Annotated in this window: 12 protein-coding genes and 2 pseudogenes; 13 read left to right on the top strand and 1 reads right to left on the bottom strand. The window is 73.9% G+C overall.

The window, feature by feature from the left end:
• The 9 genes and pseudogenes from AA75_RS07245 to AA75_RS07205 form a co-directional block, all read left to right on the top strand.
• Nucleotides 1-439, top strand: a pseudogene (locus AA75_RS07245) (ribonuclease E/G); the annotation flags it as partial.
• Between the two features lie 232 nt (nucleotides 440-671).
• Entirely contained in the window at nucleotides 672-989 is a 318-nt protein-coding gene (gene rplU / locus AA75_RS07240; protein ID WP_033818965.1) for a 50S ribosomal protein L21, read from the top strand.
• A 12-nt stretch (nucleotides 990-1,001) separates the two neighbouring features.
• Nucleotides 1,002-1,259: a 50S ribosomal protein L27 gene (rpmA, locus tag AA75_RS07235; RefSeq protein ID WP_033818964.1), complete on the top strand. Its 258-nt coding sequence runs from the start codon at nucleotides 1,002-1,004 to the stop codon at nucleotides 1,257-1,259.
• A gap of 111 nt (nucleotides 1,260-1,370) precedes the next feature.
• Entirely contained in the window at nucleotides 1,371-2,846 is a 1,476-nt protein-coding gene (gene obgE, locus AA75_RS07230) for a GTPase ObgE (protein ID WP_033818963.1), read from the top strand.
• 126 nt (nucleotides 2,847-2,972) lie between these two features.
• Nucleotides 2,973-4,109: a glutamate 5-kinase gene (gene proB, locus AA75_RS07225; RefSeq protein WP_033818962.1), complete on the top strand. Its 1,137-nt coding sequence runs from the start codon at nucleotides 2,973-2,975 to the stop codon at nucleotides 4,107-4,109.
• 78 nt (nucleotides 4,110-4,187) lie between these two features.
• Nucleotides 4,188-4,691, top strand: a complete 504-nt coding sequence (locus AA75_RS07220) for a hypothetical protein (protein WP_033818961.1) — start codon at nucleotides 4,188-4,190, stop codon at nucleotides 4,689-4,691.
• Nucleotides 4,692-4,776: 85 nt separating this feature from the next.
• Nucleotides 4,777-6,087 (top strand): glutamate-5-semialdehyde dehydrogenase, encoded by a 1,311-nt coding sequence (locus AA75_RS07215; protein WP_033818960.1) that lies wholly within the window; start codon nucleotides 4,777-4,779, stop codon nucleotides 6,085-6,087.
• 156 nt (nucleotides 6,088-6,243) lie between these two features.
• On the top strand, nucleotides 6,244-6,828 hold the full coding sequence (locus tag AA75_RS47130; RefSeq protein ID WP_033818959.1) for a hypothetical protein: 585 nt from the start codon (nucleotides 6,244-6,246) through the stop codon (nucleotides 6,826-6,828).
• Nucleotides 6,829-6,957: 129 nt separating this feature from the next.
• Nucleotides 6,958-8,013, top strand: coding sequence for a hypothetical protein (locus AA75_RS07205; RefSeq protein ID WP_033818958.1), 1,056 nt, complete (start codon nucleotides 6,958-6,960; stop codon nucleotides 8,011-8,013).
• A 71-nt stretch (nucleotides 8,014-8,084) separates the two neighbouring features.
• On the opposite strand, the gene AA75_RS07200 is transcribed toward AA75_RS07205, so the two are convergent.
• On the bottom strand, nucleotides 8,085-9,170 hold the full coding sequence (locus tag AA75_RS07200; protein ID WP_033818957.1) for a M48 family metallopeptidase: 1,086 nt from the start codon (nucleotides 9,168-9,170) through the stop codon (nucleotides 8,085-8,087).
• Between the two features lie 255 nt (nucleotides 9,171-9,425).
• On the opposite strand from AA75_RS07200, the gene AA75_RS50800 reads away from it, so the two are divergent.
• From AA75_RS50800 to AA75_RS07190, 4 genes and pseudogenes are all read left to right on the top strand, one after another.
• Nucleotides 9,426-9,572, top strand: coding sequence for a hypothetical protein (locus tag AA75_RS50800; RefSeq protein ID WP_199520277.1), 147 nt, complete (start codon nucleotides 9,426-9,428; stop codon nucleotides 9,570-9,572).
• Between the two features lie 186 nt (nucleotides 9,573-9,758).
• Nucleotides 9,759-9,914 carry a hypothetical protein gene (locus AA75_RS50795; RefSeq protein WP_199520276.1) on the top strand — a complete coding sequence of 52 codons (156 nt, stop codon included), beginning with the start codon at nucleotides 9,759-9,761 and terminating at the stop codon, nucleotides 9,912-9,914.
• A 98-nt stretch (nucleotides 9,915-10,012) separates the two neighbouring features.
• Nucleotides 10,013-10,639: a nicotinate-nucleotide adenylyltransferase gene (gene nadD, locus AA75_RS07195; RefSeq protein WP_033818956.1), complete on the top strand. Its 627-nt coding sequence runs from the start codon at nucleotides 10,013-10,015 to the stop codon at nucleotides 10,637-10,639.
• A gap of 16 nt (nucleotides 10,640-10,655) precedes the next feature.
• Nucleotides 10,656-11,085, top strand: a pseudogene (locus AA75_RS07190) (MinD/ParA family protein); the annotation flags it as partial.

Genomic DNA, 11,085 nt, shown 5'->3' with positions numbered 1-11,085 from the left:
CACCCGCCGCCGGGCGGTCCGCAAGGCGACGGCTCCGGCCGGTGCGCCGGGCGGTGCCGAGATCGTGGTGCTGCAGGCGCGGGCCGACGCCGTGGTCGAGGCCGCGCTGACGGCCGCGGCCCAGGTGCAGCCGGAGCCGGCGGCCCCGGCCGAGGAGCCGGCCTCCGAGGCGCCGGTCGCCGAGGTCGTCGAGGTCGAGGTCGTCGAGGTCGAGGCCCCGGCCGTCGAGGCCGCCGAGGAGCAGGCTGCGGAGGAGCAGGCCGAGGAGGCCCCCGCTCCGAAGAAGCGGGCGCCCCGCAAGGCCGCTGCGAAGAAGACCACGGCCGCGAAGAAGACGACCGCGGCCAAGAAGACCACCGCCCGCAAGACCGCCACCAAGCGGACCGGCGCGGCGGCCAAGAAGGCCGCGGCCGCCGAAGGTGATACGGCGTCCGAGTAAGCCCCGGGTGCCGGCCGGGTCCCGTTCCGCGGGGCCCGGCCGGCGCCGGGTAGGGTCCGGTTTGCCCGTAGGGCGGTCGGTCCGTATTCTTGACCCTTGGCGTGTTTGACGCCGCGCTCCCGAGCAGATCACCTCCCGGGTTCAGCCCTGCTGGCCCGGGGGAGGCCCCTGTGTCCGTACCCAGGTGGCTGGCATCGGCGAGTTCCGACCGAGTACAGAAAGTGGGTACCGCATGTACGCGATCGTTCGCGCAGGCGGCCGCCAGCACAAGGTCGCCGTCGGCGACGTGCTGGAGATTGACCGTATTGAGGCCAAGGCGGGTGACTCGGTCGAGCTCTCGACCATCCTCATCGTCGACGGTGACGCTGTCACCTCCGACCCGTGGGTGCTCGCCGGCGTGAAGGCTCACGCCGAGGTCGTGGACCAGACCAAGGGTGAGAAGATCGTCATCCTGCGCTACAAGAACAAGACCGGCTACCGCCGCCGCCAGGGTCACCGTCAGCAGCACACCGCTGTGCGGATCACCAGCATCGACTCCGTCAGCAAGTAAGGGGATAGCGAGATGGCACACAAGAAGGGCGCAAGCTCTACCCGTAACGGCCGTGACTCGAACGCCCAGCGCCTCGGCGTCAAGCGCTTCGGCGGCCAGGTCGTCAGCGCCGGCGAGATCATCGTCCGCCAGCGCGGCACCCACTTCCACCCGGGTGCCGGCGTCGGCCGCGGTGGCGACGACACCCTGTTCGCGCTGACCGCCGGTGCGGTCCAGTTCGGCAACCGTCGTGGCCGCCGCGTCGTCAACATCGTGGCCGTCGAGGCCTGAGTCTGCTGACCCTGGGTCAAGACTCACAGTGAAGGGTGGGCCGGGGATGACCCGGTCCACCCTTCATGCTTTACCGCAGGACCCCATTTCTTCGCACTGGAGGCACATCCCATGACCACCTTCGTGGACCGCGTCGAGCTGTACGTCGCCGCGGGTAACGGGGGCCACGGCTGCGCCTCCGTGCACCGGGAGAAGTTCAAGCCGCTCGGCGGTCCCGACGGCGGCAACGGGGGTGAGGGCGGCAGCGTCATCCTCACCGTGGACTCGCAGGTCACCACCCTGCTCGAGTACCACCACTCGCCCAAGCGCAAGGCCACCAACGGCAAGCCCGGCGCGGGCGGCCACCGGACCGGCGCGGACGGCCAGGACCTGGTCCTGCCCGTCCCGGACGGCACCGTGGTCCTCGACAGGAAGGGCAACGTGCTCGCCGACCTGGTCGGCCACGGCACCAGCTACGTCGCCGCCGCCGGCGGCCGCGGCGGCCTCGGGAACTCCGCGCTGTCCTCGGCCCGCCGCAAGGCCCCCGGCTTCGCGCTGCTCGGCGAGCCCGGCGAGGCCGGCGACATCGTGATGGAGCTCAAGTCCGTCGCCGACGTCGCCCTGGTCGGCTACCCGAGCGCGGGCAAGTCCTCGCTGATCTCGGTCCTCTCGGCCGCCAAGCCGAAGATCGCGGACTACCCGTTCACCACCCTGATCCCCAACCTCGGCGTGGTCACCGCCGGCGACACGGTCTACACCATCGCCGACGTCCCCGGTCTGATCCCCGGCGCCAGCCAGGGCCGCGGCCTGGGCCTGGAGTTCCTGCGGCACGTCGAGCGCTGCGAGGTGCTGGTGCACGTGCTGGACTGCGCCACCCTGGAGCCCGGCCGCGACCCGCTGACCGACCTGGAGACCATCGAGGCCGAACTCGCCGCGTACGGCGGGCTGGAGGACCGGCCGCGACTGGTCGCGCTGAACAAGACCGACGTCCCGGACGGCCAGGACATCGCCGACCTCACCCGGGCCTCCCTGGAGGAGCGCGGCTACCGCGTCTTCGAGGTCTCCGCGCTCGCCCACAAGGGCCTGCGGGAGCTGAACTACGCGCTGGCGCAGATCGTCGCCGAGTCCCGGGCCGCCAAGCCGCTGCAGGAGTCGACCCGGATCGTGCTGCGGCCCGCCGCCGTCGACGACGCGGGCTTCACCATCACCGAGGAGGACGGCGCGTACCGCATCCGCGGTACCAAGCCGGAGCGCTGGGTGCGCCAGACCGACTTCTCCAACGACGAGGCGGTCGGCTACCTCGCGGACCGGCTGGCCCGGCTCGGCGTCGAGGACCAGCTGTGGAAGGTGGGCGCCCAGGAGGGCGACACCGTCATCATCGGTCCCGAGGACAACGCCGTGGTCTTCGACTGGGAGCCGACCATGGCCGCCGGTGCGGAGATGCTCGGCCGTCGCGGCGAGGACCACCGGATGGAGACCCAGCGCCCGGCCGTCGACCGGCGCCGGGAGAAGCAGAAGACCCGCGACGCCGCCGAGGCGGAGTACCTCGCCTACGAGGCGCTCTCCTCCGGCCGGCAGGCCCTCGAGGGCGACGACGAGGACTACTGACCCCGGGCGGGCCGGGGCGGTGGCCGCCTCGTCCTGAGGGGTGAAATGCCGTACGGGCCCGTCGCCCGGATCGCGTAGATTGCGGTCCGAGCGGCGGGCTCGATCCAGTACGACCGGAGGGCACTGATGACGGATCAGACACTGCGGCAGGAGGTCCTGGCCGCACGGCGGATCGTCGTCAAGGTCGGCTCCTCCTCCCTCACCACGGCGGCCGGGGGCCTGGACGCCGACCGGGTGGACGCGCTGGTCGACGCCCTCGCCAAGGTCCGCAGCCGCCCGGACGCGCCGGACGTGGTGCTGGTCTCCTCCGGCGCCATCGCGGCGGGCCTGGCCCCGCTCGGCCTGGACAAGCGCCCCAGCGACCTGGCCCGGCAGCAGGCCGCCGCCAGCGTCGGCCAGGGGCTGCTGGTGGCCCGGTACACGGCCTCCTTCGCCCGGTACGGCGTGCGGGTCGGCCAGGTGCTGCTGACCGCCGAGGACGCCAGCCGGCGCGCGCACTACCGCAACGCCTACCGGACCCTGGACCAGCTGCTGGCGATGGGCGCGATGCCGGTCGTCAACGAGAACGACACCGTCGCCACCGCCGAAATCAAGTTCGGTGACAACGACCGGCTGGCCGCCCTGGTCGCCCACCTGGTCCGGGCCGACCTGCTGGTGCTGCTCTCCGACGTGGACGGCCTGTACGACGGCGACCCGAGCCGGCCCGGCACCAGCCGGATCGAGCTGGTGCGCGGCCCGCAGGACCTGGACGGCATCGAGATCGGCAGCGCCGGCAAGGCCGGGGTGGGCACCGGCGGCATGGTGACGAAGATCGAGGCCGCCCGGATCGCCACCGGCGCGGGCATCCCGGTGGTGCTGACCGCCGCCAGCCACGCCGCCGACGCCCTGGCCGGCCGCCCCACCGGCACCCTGTTCCGGCGCACCGGCAGCCGCTCCGCGGACCGGCTGCTGTGGCTGGAGCACGCCTCGACCCCGCGCGGCGCGCTGCACCTGGACGCCGGTGCCGTGGAGGCGGTGGTGCACGGAGGGAAGTCGCTGCTGCCCGCCGGGGTGACCCGGGTGGACGGCGACTTCACCGCGGGTGATCCGGTGGACCTTCTTGGTGAAAACGGCCACATCGTGGGCCGCGGACTGGTCAACTTTGATGCGAGGGAGTTGCCCCGTCTGCTCGGCCGGTCCACCCGAGAACTGGCCCAGGAGCTCGGAGCCGAGTACGAGCGCGAGGTCGTCCACCGTGACGACCTGGTCGTCCTGCGCGGCTGACGGAAGGCCCCGAGGGGGAGTGGGTCAGGCGGGCCCGGCCGGGTCCGGACAGTGTCGTCGCCGAACAGGAGGCCGCCGGTGGGACGCAGGCTCCAGGGAGCACTGCCCGGAGAGACGGCGCAGCGGAGACTGACCAGCATCGAGGGCGGCCGCCGCGCGGACCAGGCGCCGCAGCTGCAACCGCGCGAGGCCGTCCGGGAGTTGCACCCGCGCGAGGAGGACGAGCAGCCGCAGCCGGAGCAGGGCCGGCTGTGGCACGTGGTGCTCAGCGTGGCCGGCCGGGCCACCCCGCTCGGTGAGCTGCGGGCGGCGCTGGAGCGTCTCGCGTACGACCACTCGTTCTTCCTGACGGCCCGCTACGCCACCGACCACGCGGAGATCCGCTACTGGGAGGAGGCCCGCGACCTGCACGACGCGGCGGCGATAGCCCTGCGGCTGTGGGGGGAGCACAAGGGCTCGGCCAACCTGCCGCCGTGGGAGATCGTCGGCCTCGAGGTGGTCGACCGCCCGACGTACCACAAGCGGGTCGCCGAGGGCTTCGGCGATCCGCCGCCGCACCTGGGCGGCGTGCACCCGTACTGAGCGCGGGCCCGTGGCGGGCCCGGCGGCCGTCTCACCGGACAGGACGGATCGTGGGTCCGGGCGGCGCAGTCGCTACCCTTTCGGCATGAGCGACCACGCCACCACCGACAGCCCCGTCCTCGCCGCCGCGCGCCGTGCCCGGGAGGCGGCCGCCGAGCTCGCCCCGCTGCCGCGCCGCGTCAAGGACACCGCGCTGCTGGCGGTCGCGGACGCCCTGACCGCCCGCAGCGCCGAGATCACCGCGGCCAACGCCGAGGACGTCGCCCGCGCCCGGCAGGCCGGCACCGCCGAGTCGGTGATCGACCGGCTCACCCTCACCGAGGAGCGGATCGCCGCCATCGCCGCCGACGTGCGGGACGTCGCCGCGCTGCCCGACCCGGTCGGCGAGGTGGTGCGCGGCTACACCCTGCCCAACGGCCTGGACGTGCGCCAGGTGCGGGTCCCGCTCGGCGTGGTGGGCATCATCTACGAGGCCCGGCCCAACGTCACGGTGGACGCCGCCGCGCTGTGCCTGAAGTCCGGCAACGCAGTCCTGCTGCGCGGCTCCGCCTCCGCGTACCGCTCCAACACCGCGCTGGTCGCCGTCGTCCGGGACGCGCTCGGCGCCGCGGGCCTGCCCGCCGACGCGGTCCAGCTGGTGCCCGGCGAGAGCCGGGACTCGGTGCAGGAGCTGATGCGCGCCCGCGGCCTGGTGGACGTGCTGATCCCGCGCGGCGGCGCCGCGCTGATCAAGGCCGTGGTGGAGGGTTCCACCGTGCCGGTGATCGAGACCGGTACCGGCAACTGCCACGTCTACGTCGACGCCGACACCGACCTGGCGATGGCGGTCGGCATCCTGCTGAACTCCAAGGCGCAGCGGGTCAGCGTCTGCAACTCGGCGGAGACGCTGCTGGTGCACGCCGACGTCGCGGACGAGTTCCTGCCGCCGGCGCTCGCCGCGCTGGCCGCGGCCGGGGTCACCGTGCACGGCGACGAGGCGGTGCTCAAGGCCGCCGAGGGGTCGGCGGCGACCGTGGTGCCCGCCACCGACGAGGACTGGGCGGCGGAGTACCTGTCGCTGGACCTGGCCGCCGCCGTGGTGCCGTCGCTGGACGCCGCGGTCGCGCACATCCGGCGCTGGTCCTCGGGCCACACCGAGGCGATCGTGACCACCTCGCAGGCGGCGGCCCGCCGCTTCACCCAGCTGGTGGACGCCACCACGGTGGCCGTCAACGCCTCGACCCGGTTCACCGACGGCGGTGAGTTCGGCTTCGGCGCGGAGATCGGCATCTCCACCCAGAAGCTGCACGCCCGCGGTCCGATGGGCCTGCCGGAGCTGACCTCGACCAAGTACATCGTGACCGGTGACGGCCATGTCCGGGGCGAGGCGACCCAGACGGTCGGCTCCGGCTCCTGAGACCGGCCGGACCGGGCCGGACCCTGCCGGGCCCGCCCGCCGGACCCGTCGGACGGGACCCGCGGGCGGGGAGAACCGGCTGATCGGGACATCCTTGTGACGGAGCAACTGGCCGGAGACCCGGACAAACGGGCCGCCCGGTAATACGCTGAATCCGTGGCTGACGATGTGGGGGGTTCGCCGTACCCCGACGGCGCCGATCACGGTGGTGCGGACGACGAGTTCGCCACCGTGGTCTTCGACGAGGCGTTCGTCCGGTCCGCCGCGGTCCACGAGCCGAGCGCGCTGGAGCGGCAGCTGGCCGCCGCCGAGGCGCGGTTCGAGCCGGACGCGGTCGGCACCGGCCGGGGCTACGAGTTGACGACCTCGGGGGAGGGGCTGCCGCTCGAGCTGCGCCCGCACCCGCGAGGTCTCGACGACGACCGGCTGTACCCGGATCCGTGGTCCGGGCTGGACCGCTCCAGGCGCCGTTCGCGCTGGGGCCGCCCGGTCCGCCCGCACCCCTCGGCCGCCCACCGCGGCCGGGACGTCGCGCAGCAGCGCTGGCACCGGCCGGTGGCCTGGGTGCTGGCGGTGGTGATGGGCGTCGGGGTGGTGGCGGTGGCGGTGGCCGCGATCTACCGGGGCACCGGCGGCGGCACGGGCGGGTCCCCGCTGCGGCCGGAGGGCGGTAGCAGCAGCTCGGGCGCCGCGGTCGACCCGACGCCGGCCCCGGCGGTGGCCGTGGTGCGGTCCGGCTGACCGCACCCGCCGGTCCGGCCGGCCCGCCGGTCCGCCCGGTCGCGGACGCGCCGGGCGGGCGTCACCGGTGCGGCCGGAAGTTCTGCACGGCCCCTCGTACCGCGCGGGGCCCGCGTCTACCCTGGTGGTATGGGTGACCCGCGCGAGCCTCCCGAGGGTACCCCCGAGGGCGGTTCCGGCAACGAGGACGAGTTCCGATCCGTGGTCTTCGACGAATCGTTCGTCCGCGCTGCCCGGATCCAGGAGCTGTCCGCCCAGGAGCGGCTGGGGCCCGACCACCCGCGGGCGACCCGGCCCCGGATCGGCTTCGGCCCGATGGGCTCGCTGCCCCGGCAGGCGGTCGCGCTGCTGCTCGTCGTGGTGCTGGCGTTCGCCGCCGCGGTGTACTTCGGGGTGAGCTCCCCGCACCGGGCCGGTGTGGTGCCGAGCGGCAGCCAGCTCTCCTCGACCATGGTGGCGCTCAGCCCGCCGGTCCCGGTCCCGGCCGTCGCCGACCAGGCCGACCCGTTCGCCGGCCTGCCGACCGGGTACGCCGACGGGGCCGCCGGACTCGGGGTGCCGGCCGCCTCCGCGACCGCGCACTTCACCCGCACCGAGGTGGCCCGGGCGCTGGACACCGTGCAGAGCTACCTGGTGGCCTCCGCGCTCTCCCCGGCGACGCTGGTGCAGTCGGACACGGCGCAGGCCAGGGCGCTGGTGACGGCCGGGGAGCTGACCCAGTACGACGACAGCGTCAAGGCGCCGCGGGACGACCGCCGCCACGCCGCCACCGGCTGGCTGGTGCGGTTCGACCCGGGCCAGGTGGCGCTGGCGTCGCAGACCGTGAAGGCGGCCGGTTCGATGGTGGTGACCGAGGCGGACAGCGGGACGCTGGAGGTGGCCGCCGACCACACCTTCGTGTACGCGCTGCGGCCGGCCGGTACCGCGCAGTCGTCCGCCGCCCTGTTCACGGTCCGGCGGGAGCTGCGCTTCGAGTTCGAGCACGGCGACGTCGCGGTGGCCCGGCTGCGGCTGGTCGACGCGGTGGTGCAGGCCGGGCCGACCTCCTGCGGCGCGTTCACGGCGGGCTACCTGCAGCCGCTGCCGGCCGGTGCGGCGGGGACCGCCCCGGTGCCGGTCAGCCCGGCCGACCACACCCACCCGGCGTGGCAGGTGTGCGGGGTGCTCGGGCCGCCGACGGGCTGACCCCGGCGGAACCACGACGCGAACGGGCCCGGGAGCGAACTGCTCCCGGGCCCGCGGTGGCGCGGCGGTGGTCAGCCGGCGCTGTCGGCGCCGTCCCCCTGGCGCCCGTCCCCGGCCGGGGAGCCGGCGGCGCCCCTGGCACCGGCGAAGGTGTCGCGCAGCTTGCCGCCGACCGTGCCGACCCCGCCGGCGACGTCGCGCAGCAGGCCCATCAGCGGGTCCTTGCTGTCCTTGACCGACTGCGAGTAGGAGTCGGCCGCGGCCTTCCACTGCGCGCCGACCGAGGTGTTCGGGTCGTCGCCGCGGCGCGGGTAGGCGCCGGCCAGGATCGAGCGGTACTCCTCGCTCTCCGCCCACTTCTTCAGCTTGGCCACCCGCACCACCGCGAACGGGTGGGTCTGCGGCAGCACCTGCAGCAGCTTGAGCACGCCGTCGCGCAGATCGCCCGCCCGGTCGTACTCCTCGGCCTGCTCCAGGAACGCGTCCACGTTCATCTCGGCCAGGTTGTGGCCGCCCGCCAGCTTCATCAGGCCGCGCATCGAGGCCTGGAGGTCCTGGCCGGCCAGCAGGCCGGCCCGGTCGCAGGACAGCTCGGCCTTGCGGAACCACTCCTTGAGGGCGGTGATGACCGCGGTGATCGCCAGGTTGCCCAGCGGCAGCCAGGCGATCCGGGCCGCGATGTTGGTGAGGATCAGCAGCATCGTCCGGTAGACGGCGTGGCCGGACATCGCGTGCCCGACCTCGTGGCCGACCACGGCGCGCAGCTCCTCCTCGTCGAGCAGGTCGACCAGACCGCTGGTCAGCACGATGATCGGGGTGTCCATCCCGATGCACATCGCGTTGACCGCCGGGTCCTGGGTCACGTACAGGTCCGGGACCTGCTCCAGGTCCAGCACGTACGCGGCGTCGCGGACCATGTCGTACAGCTCGGGGAACTGCCGCTCGGAGGCCTTCACGGCGGTGGCCAGGAACATCAGCCGGACGCTGCGCTCGGAGACCAGGCCGGCGAGCTTCTTCAGGACGTCGTCGAAGCCGCTCAGCCGGCGCAGGGCGACCAGCGCCGAACGGTCCGCCGGGTGCTCCCAGGCCCGGGTCGAGATCTCCGGGAAGCGCTGGCGGCGCCGGCTCGGCGCGGTCTCCTTGGTGAGATCGGACATGCTCTGAGTACCTCCTGGTCGATGCCGGCACCGGCTCCCCGGCCCCGCTGCTGTTGGCTCCAACTGGCTTCAACGCCCGTGGGCGTGTACTCGTCCCCGGCCCGACACGCTACGCCCGGCCGGTGCGGCGCGCGGAGCCCGGTGCGGGGCCCGGGCGCCGGGCCGCCGTAAACCCGTCTACCCTGGCAGGGCCGGCCCCGGTGACCCGACCGGGCGGCCGGGCAGCAGCCCGTAGCAAGCCCGAGGAGCCCGACGATGTCCCCTGCCACCCTGGCCCACCTGGCCGGACCGATCTCGACCGAGAACGGCCCGGGCCTGTTCCTGCGGATCATCGTGGTGGCGTCCTTCGTCGGCGTCGGCCTGCTGGCCTGGCTGCTGGTCCGGGCCGGCCGCGACAACTGAACCCCGCGGGCCGCCCGGTCCGCACTGACGGCCCGTCGGGCCGACGGTCCGCCAGCACACCCGCTCCACCGGGTGGACGCGGTGGGCCGCCGAGCGGTTGCGGTGACGGCCCCCGTACGATGAGCCCGCAGGCCGACCCGGCCCGCACCCCTGGTCCGTCACCGAGCCGAGAAGGTCCTGCCGACCATGAGCCACGCCGCACTGTCCGCCCTCACCCAGCTCGCCGCCGAGTCCGAGGGGGGCAACCACGACAGCCTCAACCCGTACCTGACCGGCGGGTCCGCGCTGTTCATCCTGCTGCTCCTGCTCTTCGTGACCACCCGCTTCAACCGCGACCGCTGATCCGGGCGGCCGCTCGGGGCCCCGGTCCGGGGCCCCGCGGGCCGGGTACGGACTCGGGCTGTCCCGGTGGTCATCCGGGTCGCGTAAGGTGTGGCGCCATGAGAGAGCAGGCCGGGACCGCGGAGCGCGCGGCGAAGAGGCGACTCGGCGTGATGGGCGGCACCTTCGACCCCATCCACCACGGCCACCTGGTCGCCGCCAGCGAGGTCGCGAGCGCGTTCCACCTCGACGAGGTGATCTTCGTGCCGACCGGGCAGCCGTGGCAGAAGTCCGAGCGCACGGTCTCCGCCGCCGAGGACCGCTACCTGATGACGGTCATCGCCACCGCGGAGAACCCGCAGTTCTCGGTCAGCCGGATCGACCTCGACCGCACCGGACCGACCTACACCGTGGACACCCTGCGCGACCTGCGGGCGCTCCACCCCGACGCCGAGCTGTTCTTCATCACCGGCGCCGACGCCCTCGCGCAGATCCTCTCCTGGCGGGACTCCGAGGAACTCTTCGAGCTCGCCCACTTCATCGGCTGCACCCGCCCGGGGCACACTCTCTCCGACGCCGGACTGCCGGTCGGCGGGGTCTCCCTGGTCGAGGTGCCCGCGCTGGCCATCTCCTCCACCGACTGCCGCCTGAGGGTCGCCAAGGGCGAACCGGTCTGGTACCTGGTGCCGGACGGCGTCGTCCGTTACATCGACAAGCGGGCGCTCTACGCGCCGGCCCAGCCATGAACCCAGGAGGGGCGGCGTGACCGGATCCGCGAACCGAGGCGGCCAGGACGACGAGGCCTGGTACCCGCACCAGCAGCAGCCCTACCAGCAGCAGCCGTACCAGGACCACTACCAGGACCAGGCGTACCAGGAGCAGCCCTACCAGGGGCAGGGGTACGCCCAGGACCAGTACCAGCAGGGGTACTACGAGCAGCCGCAGACCTACCGGCCCGAGCCCGACCAGGGTTACCCGCAGTACGGTCAGCAGCCCGCCCAGCCGCAGGGGTACGCCCAGGACCAGTACCAGCAGGGCCACTACCCCCAGGGCCAGTACCAGCAGCAGCCGTACCAGCCGGAGGCCTACCGGCAGGAGAGCGGCTACCCGCAGTACGGGCAGCGGCAGGCCCACCAGCAGGTCCAGCAGCAGGTCCAGCCGCAGGCGTACGGGCAGGACCCGTACGCGGCGG

It is taken from the genome of Kitasatospora sp. MBT63, from assembly GCF_000710465.2.
Lineage (GTDB): Bacteria > Actinomycetota > Actinomycetes > Streptomycetales > Streptomycetaceae > Kitasatospora.
The sequence above is the reverse complement of the archived record's forward strand: the minus strand, read 5'-3'. Positions and strand labels throughout refer to the sequence as shown.

Coding starts and splice junctions, on each gene's coding strand:
- rplU (WP_033818965.1), top strand. CDS start 672: ATGTACGCGATCGTTCGCGCAGGCGGCCGCCAGCACAAGGTCGCCGTC.
- rpmA (WP_033818964.1), top strand. CDS start 1,002: ATGGCACACAAGAAGGGCGCAAGCTCTACCCGTAACGGCCGTGACTCG.
- obgE (WP_033818963.1), top strand. CDS start 1,371: ATGACCACCTTCGTGGACCGCGTCGAGCTGTACGTCGCCGCGGGTAAC.
- proB (WP_033818962.1), top strand. CDS start 2,973: ATGACGGATCAGACACTGCGGCAGGAGGTCCTGGCCGCACGGCGGATC.
- AA75_RS07215 (WP_033818960.1), top strand. CDS start 4,777: ATGAGCGACCACGCCACCACCGACAGCCCCGTCCTCGCCGCCGCGCGC.
- AA75_RS07205 (WP_033818958.1), top strand. CDS start 6,958: ATGGGTGACCCGCGCGAGCCTCCCGAGGGTACCCCCGAGGGCGGTTCC.
- AA75_RS07200 (WP_033818957.1), bottom strand. CDS start 9,170: ATGTCCGATCTCACCAAGGAGACCGCGCCGAGCCGGCGCCGCCAGCGC.
- AA75_RS50800 (WP_199520277.1), top strand. CDS start 9,426: ATGTCCCCTGCCACCCTGGCCCACCTGGCCGGACCGATCTCGACCGAG.
- AA75_RS50795 (WP_199520276.1), top strand. CDS start 9,759: ATGAGCCACGCCGCACTGTCCGCCCTCACCCAGCTCGCCGCCGAGTCC.
- nadD (WP_033818956.1), top strand. CDS start 10,013: ATGAGAGAGCAGGCCGGGACCGCGGAGCGCGCGGCGAAGAGGCGACTC.